The sequence below is a fragment of the Sphingomonas sp. F9_3S_D5_B_2 genome, from assembly GCF_054263715.1.
On record NZ_JBSZFB010000002.1, the window covers coordinates 63,182 to 79,054 of the forward strand.

General features: G+C 65.6%; 19 protein-coding genes. 8 read left to right on the forward strand and 11 right to left on the reverse strand.

Features of this window, described 5'->3' with window-relative positions:
* Positions 1 to 10: 10 nt before the first annotated feature.
* The 3 genes from ACUXST_RS06095 to ACUXST_RS06105 form a co-directional block, all read right to left on the reverse strand.
* Positions 11 to 652 carry a DUF47 domain-containing protein gene (locus tag ACUXST_RS06095; RefSeq protein ID WP_458389080.1) on the reverse strand — a complete coding sequence of 214 codons (642 nt, stop codon included), beginning with the start codon at positions 650 to 652 and terminating at the stop codon, positions 11 to 13.
* Between the two features lie 117 nt (positions 653 to 769).
* On the reverse strand, positions 770 to 1,993 hold the full coding sequence (locus ACUXST_RS06100) for an ABC transporter permease (protein WP_458389081.1): 1,224 nt from the start codon (positions 1,991 to 1,993) through the stop codon (positions 770 to 772).
* Positions 1,990 to 2,913, reverse strand: coding sequence for an ABC transporter ATP-binding protein (locus tag ACUXST_RS06105; RefSeq protein ID WP_458389082.1), 924 nt, complete (start codon positions 2,911 to 2,913; stop codon positions 1,990 to 1,992). The genes ACUXST_RS06100 and ACUXST_RS06105 overlap by 4 nt, the downstream gene beginning before the upstream one ends.
* Before the next feature lie 83 nt (positions 2,914 to 2,996).
* Between ACUXST_RS06105 and queG the strand changes: the two genes are divergently transcribed.
* A complete protein-coding gene (gene queG / locus ACUXST_RS06110; protein WP_458389083.1) occupies positions 2,997 to 4,052 on the forward strand; it encodes a tRNA epoxyqueuosine(34) reductase QueG in 1,056 nt (351 codons plus the stop codon).
* Here the strand turns inward: queG and ACUXST_RS06115 are convergent.
* On the reverse strand, positions 4,031 to 4,390 hold the full coding sequence (locus tag ACUXST_RS06115; RefSeq protein ID WP_458389084.1) for a hypothetical protein: 360 nt from the start codon (positions 4,388 to 4,390) through the stop codon (positions 4,031 to 4,033). The genes queG and ACUXST_RS06115 overlap by 22 nt on opposite strands.
* A 98-nt stretch (positions 4,391 to 4,488) precedes the next feature.
* On the opposite strand from ACUXST_RS06115, the gene ACUXST_RS06120 reads away from it, so the two are divergent.
* Positions 4,489 to 5,484, forward strand: coding sequence for an adenosine kinase (locus ACUXST_RS06120; RefSeq protein WP_458389085.1), 996 nt, complete (start codon positions 4,489 to 4,491; stop codon positions 5,482 to 5,484).
* Here the strand turns inward: ACUXST_RS06120 and ACUXST_RS06125 are convergent.
* Both ACUXST_RS06125 and ACUXST_RS06130 read right to left on the reverse strand, forming a co-directional pair.
* Positions 5,481 to 7,127 carry an amino acid permease gene (locus tag ACUXST_RS06125; RefSeq protein ID WP_458389086.1) on the reverse strand — a complete coding sequence of 549 codons (1,647 nt, stop codon included), beginning with the start codon at positions 7,125 to 7,127 and terminating at the stop codon, positions 5,481 to 5,483. The two genes, ACUXST_RS06120 and ACUXST_RS06125, sit on opposite strands and share 4 nt — an antisense overlap.
* Positions 7,128 to 7,201: 74 nt before the next feature.
* Positions 7,202 to 7,579 carry a histidine triad nucleotide-binding protein gene (locus ACUXST_RS06130; RefSeq protein ID WP_458389087.1) on the reverse strand — a complete coding sequence of 126 codons (378 nt, stop codon included), beginning with the start codon at positions 7,577 to 7,579 and terminating at the stop codon, positions 7,202 to 7,204.
* A 48-nt stretch (positions 7,580 to 7,627) separates the two neighbouring features.
* Here ACUXST_RS06130 and ACUXST_RS06135 point away from each other — a divergent pair, with 48 nt between their 5' ends.
* The 5 genes from ACUXST_RS06135 to ACUXST_RS06155 all read left to right on the forward strand — a co-directional run bounded on the left by ACUXST_RS06135 (position 7,628) and on the right by ACUXST_RS06155 (position 11,954).
* The gene (locus tag ACUXST_RS06135) at positions 7,628 to 8,125 is read left to right on the forward strand and encodes an SspB family protein (protein ID WP_458389088.1); all 498 of its coding nucleotides are present in this window, start codon (positions 7,628 to 7,630) and stop codon (positions 8,123 to 8,125) included.
* A 9-nt stretch (positions 8,126 to 8,134) separates the two neighbouring features.
* Positions 8,135 to 11,071, forward strand: coding sequence for a PAS domain S-box protein (locus ACUXST_RS06140; RefSeq protein ID WP_458389089.1), 2,937 nt, complete (start codon positions 8,135 to 8,137; stop codon positions 11,069 to 11,071).
* A gap of 186 nt (positions 11,072 to 11,257) precedes the next feature.
* The gene (locus tag ACUXST_RS06145) at positions 11,258 to 11,464 is read left to right on the forward strand and encodes a cold-shock protein (protein ID WP_458389090.1); all 207 of its coding nucleotides are present in this window, start codon (positions 11,258 to 11,260) and stop codon (positions 11,462 to 11,464) included.
* Positions 11,465 to 11,526: 62 nt separating this feature from the next.
* Entirely contained in the window at positions 11,527 to 11,733 is a 207-nt protein-coding gene (locus tag ACUXST_RS06150) for a hypothetical protein (protein WP_458389091.1), read from the forward strand.
* An 8-nt stretch (positions 11,734 to 11,741) separates the two neighbouring features.
* Entirely contained in the window at positions 11,742 to 11,954 is a 213-nt protein-coding gene (locus ACUXST_RS06155) for a hypothetical protein (protein ID WP_458389092.1), read from the forward strand.
* Positions 11,955 to 11,967: 13 nt separating this feature from the next.
* Here ACUXST_RS06155 and ACUXST_RS06160 read toward each other — a convergent pair whose 3' ends face one another.
* From ACUXST_RS06160 to ACUXST_RS06175, 4 genes are all read right to left on the reverse strand, one after another.
* The gene (locus tag ACUXST_RS06160) at positions 11,968 to 12,300 is read right to left on the reverse strand and encodes a cupin domain-containing protein (protein WP_458389093.1); all 333 of its coding nucleotides are present in this window, start codon (positions 12,298 to 12,300) and stop codon (positions 11,968 to 11,970) included.
* A 95-nt stretch (positions 12,301 to 12,395) separates the two neighbouring features.
* Positions 12,396 to 12,995, reverse strand: a complete 600-nt coding sequence (locus ACUXST_RS06165; protein WP_458389094.1) for a PilZ domain-containing protein — start codon at positions 12,993 to 12,995, stop codon at positions 12,396 to 12,398.
* Positions 12,992 to 13,300 (reverse strand): PilZ domain-containing protein, encoded by a 309-nt coding sequence (locus ACUXST_RS06170; protein WP_458389095.1) that lies wholly within the window; start codon positions 13,298 to 13,300, stop codon positions 12,992 to 12,994. Before ACUXST_RS06170 ends, ACUXST_RS06165 begins: the two co-directional genes overlap by 4 nt.
* A gap of 80 nt (positions 13,301 to 13,380) precedes the next feature.
* Positions 13,381 to 13,719 (reverse strand): hypothetical protein, encoded by a 339-nt coding sequence (locus tag ACUXST_RS06175; RefSeq protein WP_458389096.1) that lies wholly within the window; start codon positions 13,717 to 13,719, stop codon positions 13,381 to 13,383.
* A gap of 196 nt (positions 13,720 to 13,915) precedes the next feature.
* Between ACUXST_RS06175 and fumC the strand changes: the two genes are divergently transcribed.
* Entirely contained in the window at positions 13,916 to 15,313 is a 1,398-nt protein-coding gene (gene fumC / locus ACUXST_RS06180) for a class II fumarate hydratase (protein ID WP_458389097.1), read from the forward strand.
* Positions 15,314 to 15,328: 15 nt separating this feature from the next.
* Here the strand turns inward: fumC and ACUXST_RS06185 are convergent, their stop codons facing one another.
* Positions 15,329 to 15,841 carry an acyloxyacyl hydrolase gene (locus ACUXST_RS06185; RefSeq protein ID WP_458389098.1) on the reverse strand — a complete coding sequence of 171 codons (513 nt, stop codon included), beginning with the start codon at positions 15,839 to 15,841 and terminating at the stop codon, positions 15,329 to 15,331.
* Positions 15,842 to 15,873: the final 32 nt, after the last annotated feature.

Here is a 15,873-nt window from a genome sequence, read left to right on the forward strand (position 1 = left end):
GTCGCCCTGGTCAGGCATGATCGATGACGATGCCGTCGATCTCGTTGGCCACGTCTTCAAACGCGTCCGCGATGCGCTCCAGATGCTTGTAGATTTCGCGGGCGACCATGAACTGCATCGGGTTGCCGGAATGCTCCTGGAAAGCCTTTTTGAGCCCGGCCGCATGGACGACGTCCGCCCGGCTCTCCAACTGGACCAGCTTCTCGGTAAGTTCGTGGATACGAGCTCCCTTGCGGCTGATGTCGCGCAGCATCGGGACCGCTTCTGCGGTGATCCCGGCCGCTTCGAAGATGATCGCGACCATCTCCCTCATTTCGGGCTCGAAGGTCTGAAGCTCGTAAAGGCTGATGGCGCGTGCCGTGTCCTGGATCTCGTCGATCGTGTCGTCCATCGCGCCGATCAGCGAGGTGATTGCGCCGCGGTCGAACGGCGTCAGGAAGGTGCGTCGGACGCTGGTCAGGACCAGCCGGATGATCTCGTCGGCCTCGTGCTCCCGGCGGTTGATCTCGGCGATCTGCTCCTTGTGGGGAACGCCTCCATCGACGAGCTTGCTCATCGCATCGGCGGCCGCAACCACGGTCGCGACGTGCGCTTCGAACATCCCGAAGAAATCGCCCTTTTTCGGCAGCAGACGCTGAAACCAAGCGAACATGGAAGTCCCCTGCATTGCCGTAACATGGCTCGTTCCGCCGCGCCTATAGCGGCAAATATGGCGGACGCTACAGCAGCCGTGCGGAACCGCACAGCGGCCGTCCCGCTCTGAGGCAAGCTAAGGCGTGGGCCTCGGATGCCGCCGTGCGGGGGAGCGCCAGCGTTCGAACCACCGGCGCCTCGGTCCGGACTTCAGAACGGTCTTGCGGAAGAGGTGCGATCCGATGCGAAGGATCAGCGCGATCCACAGTGCCTGCCAGCACACCGCAAGCAAGTGCGGCCAAAGCTCGGATCGCTGCGCCGCGCGGGCGAGCATGACCATCGGCGAAGATAGCGGGAATGCGGCGGCAATCAGCCCTTTCGCCGAGTTCGGGCTGCCGATCGCGGTCGCCGCGAAGCCGAAGATCAGCACCTGCCCAAAGGTCACCGGCATCGACATGGTCTGCACTTCGCGAGCGGTCGAGGCCTGGGCGCCGATCATTAGGAAGGCCGCGCCGAACAGCAGGTAGTTCATCCCGAAGTAGATGGTGGAGAGCGCCAGGAACGCGGGCCAGCCGACGGCCGGCGGCGGCAAGCTGGAAACGCCGCCATGCTTGACGAGCTCGATGAGCAGGGCGCCGCAGCCGATCCACACCACGAGTCCCAGGATCGAGGCAGCCAACATTGCGAACAACTTGCCGACGAACATCGCTTCGATCGGGATCGCCGCCGCGATCACTTCGATAACCTTGTTGGATTTCTCCTCGATAAGTTGGGAGAGCACCATCGTCGAAAGCATCAACGTCAGCAGAAAGAGGACAACCTGCGCGACCTGGGCGGTCGTCGCCTGATCCTTGGCCAGCGATCCGGATGACGCCTGCGTCTGTGTCACGGTGATCATCTGAGCGTTACCTGGCGATCTTGCGTTGGCAAGGATCAGCCGCAGCTGTCCGCCGGTCGTCGGATCATCCTGGAGCGGCCCGGTCAGGTGCGGTGCGGCCAGGCCGCCGGTGAGGACGGCGCGGATTGGCGGCACCCGCGTCGCGAGCAGCCGCTTCACCTGTGCAGCCGCATTCGCCTCGGGCCTGTAGTGGACCAGGGCGACCAGCGTGTCCTGCTGGATCGCCCGCGCGAGCTGTGACCGGGCATCATCCAGCATCGCGAATTCGGCGTCGGACGAGACTACGGCCACGACCGGCTTCTCGGTCTGGCTGGCGACCTGAGCGCCGATGCTGCCGAAGACCCCGCCGAACAGCAGCGGGAACATCGGGCCGAGCAGGAAAAACAGGAAAGTTTTGGAAAGCACCGTCGCCGCGAAGTCGCGGCGGCCAATGACGAATGCGCCGCGCAGCAGCCGCTTCATGGTTGCGCCTCCGTGTGCCCCATGGCCGCGGCCGCGTCACCGCCGGCGATCGCAACGAATGCGTCGTGGAGGCCGGGCCGTTCAATGGCCAGCGTCTCGATGCCCGCGCCGCCGTCGATGAGTGCCTTGAGCAGCGGCTCCGGCCCGGTCGGCGGAAGTTCGAACACCCATTCGCCGGCTTCCTGCCGCGCGGAAGACGGGAAGGCCGCACGCCACGGACCATCCTCCGCCCGGGTGCGCAGGCGGACGATCGGCCGAAGACGATTGCGGGCTTCCGCGACGCTGTCGTCGAACACGACCTTGCCCTTGGCGATGATCGCCACCCGCTCGCACAGGCGCTCGGCATGGGCGATGACGTGGGTTGAGAAGATGATCGTGACGCCGCTCTCCGCCTGACCGCGAATCAGCTGCTCGAGCTTGCCCTGGTTGATGGCGTCGAGGCCGGAGAAGGGCTCGTCGAGCACCAGCAGGCGGGGGCGGTGGATGATGCTGCCGAGCAGCTGCACAGTCTGCGCCATGCCCTTCGACAGGCTGCGGATCGGCTTGCGCGACCACTCGCCGAGGCCATGTTCGGCAAGGAGGGCCTCGGCCCGATTGCGTCCTTCGCGCAGGGGGACGCCGCGGAGCGCGCCCATGAACGCAATCGCGTCGCGGGCGTGCATGGCCGGATAGAGGCCGCGCTCTTCGGGAAGGTAGCCGACCTCGGGCGCCGCATCGATCGGCCGATCGTGACCGAGCAGGCTGCGCCTTCCGCTCGACGGGTCGATGATGCCCAGAAGCATGCGCAACGTCGTGGTCTTGCCGGCGCCATTGGGGCCGAGCAGTCCGTAGATGCTGCCCGTCGGGACGGCGAGGCTGACTCCATCGACCGCTCGCGTCTCACCGAAATCCTTTACGAGATCGACGGCCTCGACCGCCAAGCCGCCGCGCACGATGCTTTGAGAGGCCTGTCGAAGCACTGAAATCCCTGCGAAAATGCAAGCAACCGTGTAGAGCGCGAGCCGTGCATACGGGTCAAAGCCTTGAGGAAGCAATAAGGGCGAAAGCGGGCGAGCTGGGCTTCGCCGCCTGCCGTTTCGCGCGCGCCGATGCAGCCGATGCCGCGGGCGTGGACCTGCGCCGTTGGCTGGACGATGGCCGGCACGGAGCGATGCAGTGGATGGCAGAGCGCGCTCATCACCGCGTCAGCGCGCAGGCGCTGTGGCCGGAAGCCCGTTCGGCGATCGCCCTGGCGATGAGTTATGCGCCGGAACACGATCCGCTCGCCCTGGCGGAAACGCCGGAGTTGGGCCGCATCTCGGTCTACGCGCAGGGCGGCGACTACCACAAGACCGTGAAGAAGGCGCTCAAGGCGCTCGGCCGCTGGTTGGCGGCGGAGGCCGGGTGCGAGCTCAAGGTCTTCGTCGACACGGCGCCCGTCATGGAGAAGCCGCTCGCTCAGGCGGCGGGGCTCGGCTGGCAGGGCAAGCACACCAATGTGGTCAGCCGGGAGCACGGCAGTTGGTTGTTCCTCGGTGTGGTCCTGACCAGTCTCGACCTTGCGCCGGACGCGCCCGCCGACGTCGGGCTTCACTGCGGAACCTGCAGCCGCTGTCTCGACGCATGCCCGACAAAGGCATTCGACGGTCCGCACCGGATCGATGCAAGGCGCTGCATTTCCTACCTGACGATCGAGCATCAGGGGCCGATACCGGACGAGTTCCGCAAGGCGATCGGCAACCGGATCTACGGCTGCGACGACTGCCTTGCCGTCTGCCCGTGGAACCGGTTCGCGAAGAGCGCCTCGGCCAACCGCGCCTTCCTGCCGCGAGACGATCTCGCTGCGCCCCGGCTCGGCGACCTGCTCGCGCTGGACGATGCGGCTTTCCGCGTGAAGTTCGCCGGCTCCCCGATCAAGCGGATCGGCCGCAACCGTTTCGTCCGCAATTGCCTGATCGCTGCGGGCAACAGCGGCGAGCCGGCGCTTGCCGCCTCAGTCCGCCCCCATCTCGATGATCCCGATCCGGTGGTCGCCGAAGCCGCGTCCTGGGCGCTCGATCAGCTGCCCCGGTCCATCTGAGCGACGCAGGTCTGGGGATTGGTATCGAGGCCGGACGGTAGCCGCGCGTCGATGTGCGTGGCTCGTTGCGCTCCCCCGCCCGACGGGTAGAGATAGACGTCCAACACGCAGTTGGGTCGGCGGAACTGCAGCTTGAGGCTGGCGCCCTCGCGCACCTGCAAGGCTGGCGACCCGAAATGGGCGACCAACTCGGCCGCGGTCATGCCGATGACGGCGCCCTGCTCGCGCGGCTGCGGAGCCTGGACGACCGGCGGCGGCGCGACCGACGTTTGGGGCTGCCCCTGCGGAGCTGCGCAACCGGCGACGAGGAGAATGGCGGCAAGAGCGATACGGCGCATCCCCGGAGGATGCCCGCAGGCACGCGCTCGTGCAAGGTTGCCGGGCGCCGAGTGCGCCGCTACCCGCCGCGCTCCTGCACCCGTTCCCCGGAGCTTTCATGGCCGACCCCCGCCTCGACGTCCTCGCCATTGGCAATGCCATCGTCGACGTGATCACCGACGTCACTGATGATTTCCTCGAGGAGGAGGGTCTCACCAAAGGCTCCATGCGGCTGATCGATGCCGAAGAGGCCGAGCGGCTGTACGGACGCATGACGACCCCGCTTCAGGTCAGCGGTGGATCGGCGGGCAATACGGCTGCTGGCGTTGCGGCGCTCGGCGGACGTGCCGGCTTCATCGGCCAGGTGGCACCTGATGGCTTGGGCGACTTCTACGGCGACAATCTCCGCTCCACTGGGGTCGAGTTCACGAGCCGGCCGGCCGATTTCGGCGTGCCGACTGCCCGATCCATGGTGCTGGTCACGCCCGACGGGCACCGCACCATGAACACCTTCCTGGGTGCAGCGCAGCACCTGCCGTCGGCGGCTCTCGACGAAGCGCAGATCGCATCTGCGGCGATCCTCTATCTTGAGGGCTACCTCTGGGATCCCGAGACGCCGCGCTACGCCATGGTGCGGTCGATCGAGCTGGCGCGCGAAGCTGGCCGCAAGGTCGCCTTCACCCTCTCCGACACCTTCTGCATCGAGCGCCATCGCGACGGCTTCAACGAGCTGATCGACGGCGGACGGATCGACATCCTCTTCGCTAACGAAGCAGAGATCCAGGCGCTTGCGGGTATCGGACATCTCGAAACCGCTGTGGCAGCGTTCGCCGGCAAGGTCGAAACGCTAGTCGTGACCCGCGGCGAGCATGGCGCCCTTGCCGTCCAGGGGGACGAGCGGGCCGATGTTCGGGCCGAGCCGGTCGGCCAGGTCGTGGATACGACCGGCGCCGGCGACCTGTTCGCTGCCGGCTTCCTGGTCGGCTACGCGCGGGGCAAGAGCCTGGAGGGTTCGCTGCGTATCGGGGCCATCGCCGCCGCCGAGGTCATCCAGCACTATGGCGCACGCCCCGAGGCCGACCTCAGGGCGCTTGCCGGTTCGTTGCTGGCTTAGTCGCGCTCGGCGCGGCTGCCGGGCTCCGGAGCTCCCGGCAGCGCGCCGATCCCGACAGACTGCGGAGCATCCGGATCGAGTTCCGGTACTTCCGTGATGCCGTGCGCGACATGGCTGTGCCGGTATCCGTAGAGAAAGTAGAACACGAGGCCGAGCACCGTCCACACCAGGAACAGCATCTTGGATTCGATGTTCAGACTCATGAACAGCACCGCGCAGCCGATGATCGACGCTGGCGCAACGAGGTAGAGCGCCGGGGTGCGGAACGGCCGGTGCCGGCCCGGGTCGGTGCGGCGAAGGATCATCACGCCGAGCGAAACCGCGGCAAAGGCGAACAAAGTGCCGGCGTTCGAATAGTCGGCGAGAGTGCCGACCGGCAGGAACGCGGCCGCGATCGCCACGAAGACGCCGGTCACGATGGTCACGATCCAAGGCGTGCGGAAGCGCGGGTGAACGGCTGCGAGCTTGCCCGGAAGTAGGCCATCGCGCGCCATAACGAAGAAGACCCGAGTCTGACCGTACATCATCAGCAGGACGACCGAGGGCAAGGCGATCGTCGCCGCAAGTCCGAGCAGGTTGCCGAGCAGCGGGTGCCCGACGTTGCGAAGGACGTGCGCGAGCGCCTCCTTCGAGCAGACCAGCGGAGCATTCGCCGCCTGGCACGCCGCGTTTGCGTAGAGCTCCGGCGAGCCCTCCTGCAGCGGCAGCCCATTGGCTCCCAGCAGCGGCTGAGCGCCGTAGGCGCCGATCGCGCCACTGGCGACGAGGATGTAGAAGATGGTGCAGATCGCGAGGCTGCCGATCAGGCCGATCGGAACGTTGCGCTGCGGATTCTTGGTTTCCTCCGCAGCCGTCGAGACCGCGTCGAAGCCGACGTAAGCGAAGAAGATCGACGCTGCGGCGCCAAGCACGCCCGCACCCGATGAGCTCAGCGGGCTGCCCCAGCCACGCGGCGTGAAAGGATGGAAGTTCTCCGTGTGACCGCTGATCATCGGCAGGGTGACCGCGACGAACAGCGTCAGGGCGGCGACCTTGATGACCACCAGCACGGCGTTGAAGGTCGCGCTTTCCTTGGTTCCGATCACGAGCAAGGTGGTGACGAGGCCAACGATGAGAACGGCCGGCAAGTTGACGATGCCGCCAAGCTCGCCGCCTTCGAGGAAGCCCATCGAGATCTTTGGGCCGACGGTTATCGCATGCGGTAAGTGGACACCTATCGAGTCAAGCAGGCCGATGATGTGACCTGACCAGCCGACAGCGACGGCACTGGCGCCGAGAGCATATTCCAGGATCAGTGCCCAGCCGACGAGCCAGGCAACGATCTCGCCCATGACGGCATAGGAGTAGGTGTAGGCCGACCCGGCGACGGGGACCATGGATGCGAGCTCCGAGTAGCAGAGCGCCGCAACCGCGCAGACGAAGCCGGCGATGATGAAGCTGATCATCATGCCCGGGCCCGCCTTCTGAGCCGCGGTCGCCGTGAGCACGAAGATACCGGTACCGATGACGGCGCCGATGCCGAGCATGGTCAGCTGGAAAACGCCAAGCGAGCGCTTGAGGGACTTCTTTTCCGCAGTTGCAAGTATCGCGTCGAGTGACTTGATCCGTGCGCTGCCGCCCTCGCGCGGTGCTACAGTGGCCATCCTACTCCCCTATGAGCTGTTTGGCGCGACCCTAACGGCTGAGGACGCGAGGGCAATCCCCCTTGGAGTGCCGCTTACCGGGCAAGCATCGGCCCGAGCGGCCGGCCGCCGAGGATGTGGACGTGCAGGTGCGGCACTTCCTGGCCCGAGTGGTAGCCGACGTTGGCGAGCAGCCGGTAACCCTCGGCGACGAGCCCTGCATCCCGCGCGATCCGGCCTGCGGCACGCACGAACGCGGCGATCTCCGCGTCGGAGGCGCGCTCCGAGAAATCGTCCCACGACACGTAGCTGCCTTTGGGAATGACGAGGATGTGGGTCGGGGTGAGCGGGCTGATGTCGTTGAAGGCAAGGACGTGCTCGTCCTCATAGACCCGCGTCGCGGGGATCTCGCCGCGCAGGATCCGGGCAAAGATGTTGCTGTCGTCATAGGCTTGGGTGGCATCGATGGGCATGCAACGACTCCGCTTGACCGGTCGGCCCCGCCCGCTACCAGAAACACGATGGCGGACGAGACTCCTGAAAGCCTGATCCCGTACGACGAGATCGTCCAGGACGCACTGCGGGCGGTTGTCGGCCGCGTGCTTGGCGAGGTCGCGCTCTCCGGCGGCCTACCTGGCGACCACCATTTCTACATCACGTTCAGCACTCGCGCGCCTGGTGTCTCAATCCCCAAGCACCTGATCGAGCGCTTCCCGGACCAGATGACGATCGTCATCCAGCACCGCTTCTGGGACTTGAAGGTCGAAGAGGATGCGTTCAGCGTCGGGCTCTCGTTCGGCGGGGTACCGTCGACGCTGCACGTGCCGTTCGCTGCCGTCACCCAATTCGACGATCCCGCGGTCGAGTTTCGCCTCACCTTCCAGGCCAATGCGGCGGAGGAAATCGACGAGCATCACGAGACCGCGGAAAACGATGCTCCGGGCAGCGAGGCTGCCGACCCGGTTGCGCGAGATGATGGCTCCAACGTCGTTAGCGTCGACTTTACCCGCAAGAAGTAACGGAAGCGGGTGACCGCCGAGCGCGACAATCCCATTGCCAAGCCCGCAAGCGGCGCCGCCTGCTTTGCGGAGGCCGCTCCGGACCTCGCGAACACGGAGGGATCGATCGCCGCCCTTCGCGAGAGCGAGGCACGGCTGGAACTGGCCACCCATGCCGCCAACATCGGCATCTGGGACTGGGATGTCGCCAGCGGGCGGATGACCTATTCATTGCTGGCCAAGGCAATCTGCGGGTTCGCGCCAGACCAGGAGGTGACCTACGCGGATGCCAGCCGGGTGACTCATCCCGCCGACCTGCCGCGGACGACCGAGATGGCGCGGCGCGCGCTGGACCCGGCTCTGCGGGAGAGCCTGCCCTACCACTATCGCGTCGTCCGTCCGGATGGCGCTGTGCGTTGGGTGCTTGCCCATGGCGAAGCCGTGTTCGCTGAAGTGGACGGGGAAACGCGCGCGGTCCGCTACGTCGGCACGCTACAGGACGTCACTGAACAGCGGCGCCTGGAAGAATCCGACCGTTCGGCGCAGTCGCGCCTCCGCCTCGCCGTGGAAGCGGGCAAGATGGCGATCTGGGAAGTCGACCTCGAAGCGCAGGAATTGGTTGGCTCGCCGGAACTGAACCGGCTCCTGGGCTTCCCCGAAGACGCCGAGCCCACAATGGAAGATGTCGGCGCCCATTATTATACCGGCGAAAGAGAGCGGCTGAGAGCGGTAGCCGAAGCCGCCCTCGCGCGCGGCGAAACCACGATGGACGCCGAATTCCGCTACTTCGGCCCCGATCGTTCGCTGCGCTGGTTGTGGCTGCGCGCAGAGTTTCTGATGACCGACGAACAGCGGCCGCTGCGCGCCATCGGCGTCATCATGGACGTCACTCAACGTAAGCAGTCCGAGCTGCGCCGGCAGACCCTTGCCGAACTCGCCGACCGCTTTCGCAACCTGGATGATCCATCCGATCTGGCCTATGCGGCAGCCGAGACGCTGGGTCGCGCCCTTGACGTGAGCAGGGCTGGCTACGGAACCGTCGACCCGATCCGGGAAACGATCACGATCGAAAGGGACTGGAACGCGCCGGGCGTTCACAGCCTCGCCGGCGTCCTGCAGTTTCGCGATTATGGATCATACATCGAGGATCTGAAGCGCGGCGCCACGGTGGTCTTCGCCGACGCCGAGCGTGACCCCCGGACCGCAGCGACTGCCGACGCTCTGAAGGCGATCAGCGCCCAAGCCGTCGTCAACATGCCGGTCAGCGAACGCGGTGGTTTCGTTGCCTTGCTTTACCTGAACCACGCCACTGCGAGGGAGTGGACGCCCGACGAACTCGCCTTGATCAGCGAAGTCGCCGAACGCACGCGCGCAGCCGTCGCGCGAAGGGAAGCAGAGATCGAACTGCGTGAGCTCAACTTGTCGCTTGAGCGCCGGGTGGATGATGCATTGGCTGAACGCAAGCTGTGGGCCGATGTGTTCGAAAGCTCGGACGCGCTAATCGCGGCGGTTGCTCCCGACCGCACCTTCCTCGCGCTCAACAGCGCCTTTGCGGCGGAGGCGGAGCGGGTGTTCGGCATCCGTCCCGCGATCGGTGACCGCCTGCAGGACATCCTCAAGGAAGTACCGGACGAAGCCGAGGCCGTACTCGCCATCTGGGACCGCGCACTCGCCGGCGAGGAATTCTTCCTGACCCATGACTTCGCCGACACAGCCGGTGATCGGCCGGTCTATGACTTGCGCTTCAACAATCTCCGCAACCGCGAAGGTGAGGTGATTGGCGCCTTCCAGTTCGGGATCAACGTCACGGAGCGCGCGCAGGCGCAGGCGCGGCTAGCCGAGGCGGAGGAAGCGCTGCGGCAATCGCAAAAGATGGAAGCCATGGGTCAGCTGACCGGCGGCGTCGCGCACGACTTCAACAATCTTCTGACACCGATCGTGGGCAGCCTCGACCTTCTCCAGCGGCGGGGTCTCGGCGGCGAACGTGAGCGCAGGCTCATCGACGGGGCTCTGCAATCGGCCGAGCGGGCGAAAACGCTCGTCCAGCGACTGCTCGCCTTCGCGCGTCGTCAACCGCTGCAGCCGCGGGCCGTGAACTTGGCCAGCCTTGTGCAGAGCATGTCCGACCTGGTCGCCAGCACCTCAGGTCCCCGCGTCACGCTGAACGTTGATGTTCCGGAGGCTCTGCCTGCGGTTCAGGCTGACCCCAATCAGCTCGAGATGGCGATCCTCAATCTCGCGGTGAACGCCAGGGACGCAATGCCAGATGGCGGCGTTCTCACCATCAGCGCGACGGAGCAGAATGTCGGGGCCCGGCTTCGGTCGAGCCTTCAGGCCGGGCGCTACATCCGCCTGTCCGTGGCCGACACCGGCGTTGGGATGGACGCCGAAGTTCTCGTCCGGGCCATCGAGCCGTTCTACAGCACCAAGGGCATCGGCCGGGGAACTGGGCTCGGGTTGTCGATGGTTCACGGGCTCGCCGCACAGTTGGGCGGCGACCTCACCATCGAGAGCCGGCCAGGTGTCGGCACCAATGTCGAACTGTGGCTTCCCGTCACGCGCGAGCAGCCGACCGACGACGCTGTTGCTATCGAAGCTCATGAACCCTTGACTGCCGGGACTGCGCTGCTCGTTGATGATGAGGAGCTGATCCGCATCAGCACGTCGGACATGCTTCAGGAACTTGGATACCATGTCGTTGAAGCGAGCTCCGCCGAAGCTGCGATGAAGCTCCTGGCTGAGGGATTGCAGTTCGACGTCCTCGTCACCGACCATCTGATGCCGGGGCTCACCGGCACCGAGCTTGCACGCGCGATCTTAAACGAGCGACCCGGAACGCCGGTGCTGATTATCTCGGGCTACGCCGAGCTCGACGGCATCGCACCCGATCTGCCGCGAATCACCAAGCCGTTCAGAAGGGATGAATTGGCGGCGAACCTGGCCGCCCTGGTTACCCGCGCCGCGTAGCATCCCTAATCGTCCCGCCTGGCCGTTCTTTGCGCGATCATTGTTAAATGCCGCCGCAGCGCCTATCTAAGGCTTGCTAATAGTCGCATTCAGACGGTCTTCGGCGCTTTGCGGCTCCTTTTCCTTCTCGCCTCTCCTAGCCACCGGAGGGCCGATTGGCGGTCCGCCATCAGAAGGAATCACAACATGGTCACTGGAACCGTAAAGTTCTTCAACAACGAAAAGGGCTACGGCTTCATTCAGCCTGAGGACGGAAGCAGCGATGCATTCGTTCACATCAGCGCCGTCGAAGCAGCCGGCATGGGCACGCTCGAGCGTGACCAGCGCGTCACCTACGAGCTCGAGAACGACAAGCGCGGCCGCGCCAGCGCGGTCAACCTGCAGAGCGCCTGATCGAGCGATTCCCCGCCCCGCGATCCCGCGGGGCGGGCCACTCGATTGAAAGGAACGCTCCGATGTCGACACTCCAATTCTACAATGAACGTGCCGCCGACTGCCGCCGCGAAGCGGATGCCAGTCCGCTGGTCAATGTTCGCGAGCGTTGTCTGAGCGCGGCTCAGGCCTGGGACAGCATGGCAGATCGCGTCCGCCGCACGGAAACATTCCGCGCCCAGGATGCCGCGCGCAAGTCCGGCGAACCCCATCCCTGGTCGGCCGAATGAGCCGCGCAATGCAACTCGCAATGAGCGAGAGCGAAGTCATGGCCGGCTGCTCGGCAGCGAAGGTCGGCATTTCGGCCATCGAGACGCTGCCTTCCGGCGGCGTGCGCCTGGTCTGCAACAGCGTCAGCGGCGCCGAGCAGATGCGGCGTAAGTTCAAATCCAAGATCATCAGCGTCGAACAGCCGCGGGAACGTCACCGGCCGGTTGCGCCTCTCTGGTGAGCGCGGGGCGGCGCTAGCGTTCGCCGCCTTCCGGACCCCAGAAAATTACCCAGGCCGAAAAGTCAGGCGTGAAGTCGACGAAGCGGTGCTCAGCGCCAGCCTTGACGAAGATGACGTCGTGCGGTCCGAACTGTTTCGAAACACCGTCGTTGATGAACCTTCCGTAGCCGGACACGACCACATAGATCTCGTCCTGGCGATGCGGCTCCTGCGTGTCGGTCCCACGCGGGGCATACAGACCAACCCGCATCGTCCCGTGCCGAAGCGCATCGGTGAACCGCATCGTGCTGCTGGGGTCCGGGAGCCTGCTCTCCACATCCGCGAGCGAAAGCAGCCAGTCACTCATCGGTACCTCCCCTCAAGCGCTTCGCACGCCTGCTGACGTGCACCACCGCGATACAGATTAGGGGCCGCGGCGTCATGCCGGCTTGGGCCGGGCGATCAGCCCTGCAGTTTTCGAAGCAGCAGATCGAAGACAGCTGCATAGATCGGCCGCACGAACTCGAGCCCGCCGTAATAGCCATCCACCCAGCGCACCGTCGCTTCCATCGGCTCCAGACCGTCGAACTTGGCCCACAGCACTTCGCCCTCCTTCGGGCGCTCGACGAATTCAACCTTGCACCCCGTTGAGGTGAGGTCGAACAGCCTGGCTTGGTAGTGCTGCCGGCCAAGGCGGCGCAGCGAGAGATGGCCGGCCAGTTCGACGCGTTCCTCCTGACGTGGCGCATGCGCGGTCTGAGCGGCCTCTTCGGCCTTGAACTCGAGACCGGCGCGGCCATCCCTGTACCATCGAACGGTGGCGTCCAGCGCGCTGCCGAGACCGAGCATCGAAACCTTCAGTTTGATGCCGGGCATTAGAGCGAGGGACGTCTGCACCTTGCAGCCATCGTACGACAGGTCGAGCACCGTCACGCCGAACGTCGTCCCGTCGTCCAGGGCCCCGAACCCGCTCAGCTGAACCGCGCGCCTCGGTTGGCGGTCGCTCGCTGCGCCGCCTGAGCGCTCCGAGCGAACGCGGTCTGCAGTGCTTCCGCCGGTCACCACCTGGGCGGGTCCGAGTTCTCGGCGAACACTCCTCCCGCCGTGAACCCGTTTACCCAGCGCAACTCACAGGCGAGCGTCTCGCGAGGGGTGTGCATCTTCAGCTTCTGCCCAGGCTGGAGAGCCGCTCGCGAGCGCAGCCGGAAACCGTCCTTGGAAAGGTCGTCGATGATCGCCTTGGCGGTCCGATCCGCGCTGAGCTCGAGCGTCACGGGCATGCTGATCCGGATCCGCCGCGGCCGCGCGGCAGGGTCGCCGTCCTGCGGCAGCGCACTTTCGTCCGAGGATCGGTCGAGCTTGTCCATGCGCGCAACCTACAGCGCGGCGTGTGAAACGTCAGCTAATCGTCATGGTTAATGGTCCGATTTGGACCGGTCTGAAGCCGTCAGCGCAGCTGTGTGATCGGCCGGATCGTGAAGCCGGTAATCTTCGTCCCGAAGCGGCATTCGAACGACTGACGCTGCTTGCCGTCGTCGGTGGTCCCCCAGACGACAATCCGGTCCGTCTTTTGCTGCTGTACGTCGATGATCTGCACCGTGCCATAAGGCGCGGCCTGCGCGGTGCAGGCTTCGCGGGCCTGCGGCTGTAGCGCTTCGTTGCTGACGGGCGTGCCTTGGGCACTTCGCGCGGCCATGCTGAGCGCGGAAGCCGCCATGCCGGCGACGCAACCGCCAAGGAGCGGGGCGACGGCCACGATCGAGAGTGCTGCCAGGATGCGCTTCATTCGAGCAACTTTCTTTGACGAGCGAAGGAGTTAGCCGCGCGAGGCGTTCACGGCAAGCTGAGCGGGCGGGCGCGGCATTCCGGCGGTCATGACCGGACCAGGTGCGGCAACTTGTCTCGCTGACCGTTTCGTAGCATCGGACGCGCCAGCATCCGTCGACGCGCGAACGCGTCCTGGGCTACTGAACAGGAGACCTATGCCGAGCACTGCCACGCGTACCGAGACCGACAGCTTCGGACCGATCGCGGTCCCGGCCGACGCTTATTGGGGGGCGCAAACGGAGCGGTCCATCGGCAACTTCCCTTTCGGCCCGCGGGAACAGATGCCGCTTGAGATCGTCCGTGCGCTCGGCTTCATCAAACAGGCCGCCGCACGGGTGAATGCGCGCATTGGCGGTCTTGATCCCAAGACTGCCGAAGTGATCCAGCAGGCCGCCGCCGAAGTCGCGCGCGGCGACCTGGACGGTCAGTTTCCGCTGGTCATCTGGCAGACCGGCTCCGGCACCCAGTCGAACATGAATGCCAATGAAGTGATCGCGGGCCGGGCCAACGAGATCCTCACCGGCAAGCGGGGCGGCAAAAACCCGGTCCATCCGAATGACCACGTCAACAAGGGTCAATCGTCGAACGACAGCTTCCCGACGGCGATGCACATCGCCGCTGCGATGTCGGTCGAGGGTCGGCTGTTGCCGTCGCTCCGCAAAATGCTTGCGCGGCTCAGCGACCAGGCAAATCGCTGGGACTCGATCGTCAAGATTGGCCGCACGCACCTGCAGGACGCGACGCCACTGACGCTTGGACAGGAGTTTTCGGGCTACTCTGCGCAGGTCGAAGACTGCATCGCTCGCGTGGAAGGCGTGCTGCCGCGCATCCTGCGCCTGGCGCAGGGCGGCACTGCCGTCGGTACCGGCCTCAATGCACCCAAGGACTTCGCCGAGGAATTCGCTAAGGAAGTCGCCAAGCTCACGCGGCTGCCGTTCACGTCGATGCCCAATAAGTTCGCGGGCCTCGCCGCCCACGACGACCTCGTTGAGCTCTCCGGCGTGCTCAACGTCATCGCGGTGGCGGTAAGCAAGATCGCCAACGACATTCGCCTGCTCGGCTCCGGCCCGCGCTGCGGTCTCGGCGAGCTTAAGCTCCCGGAGAACGAACCCGGCAGCTCGATCATGCCCGGCAAGGTGAACCCGACCCAGGCCGAGATGCTGACGATGGTCGCCGCCCAGGTGATGGGCAACCACGTCGCGGTGACGGTCGGCGGACTTCAGGGCCACATGGAGCTGAACGTGTTCAAGCCGCTGATCGGCGCCAACGTCATCCGCTCCATCAACCTGCTGTCGATCGGGATGGAAAGCTTTACCGATCGGATGCTCGATGGTGCCGAGCCCGACGAGAAGCGCATCGCGGACCTGATGAACCGCTCCCTCATGCTCGTGACGGCCCTGGCCCCGGAGATCGGCTACGACAATGCCGCGAAGATCGCGAAGCATGCGCACCAGACCGGGCAGACGCTCAAGGAAGCCGGGCTGGAGCTTGGTCTGGTCGACGAAGCGACGTTCGATCGCGTCGTGAAGCCGGAAGGGATGGTCGGCCGCTAAGCGCGGGCGGCTCGTCTACAGCGCCAGGTTCAGCCGCACGCCGAGGTTGTCGATGCCCGGGTTCTCGTTGCTGAACAGGGTCGCGTGGCTCATGTGGACCCAGCTCGCCTCAACCGACATGCGGCTATTAAGCCGCGCTCCGACGCCGAGTTCCGGCTCGAACAGCACGCGGCTTCCAAACGCGATCTTGTCGAAACGGTAGAACTTGCCGGCCGAGCCCGTGTGCACCGCCAAGCCCAGGCCAGGCCGGATGTACATGCGGTTGCCGAACTTCGCCGAGAGCCCGACGGCTGCGTAATTCGTGTCGCCAGCCGTGTTCACCGCAGCGAACGCATAGGGCTGCAGCGGCGTGTGCATCATACCGCCGCCGCGATAGCCGACCTGCAGGTCGAGCCCGCTCTCGAGGCCGCTTTTGTCCGTCGGCAGCTTGACGTCATGCACGTAAACTCCGCCGAACAGCTCGCCGGCGTGGGCCGGTGCGGCAGCAGCGAAGAGAGCGAATGCGAGTGCGGCAGCGAGCTTTCTCATGGCGGCTCAATGCTTAGCCGCCGCATCGGTGC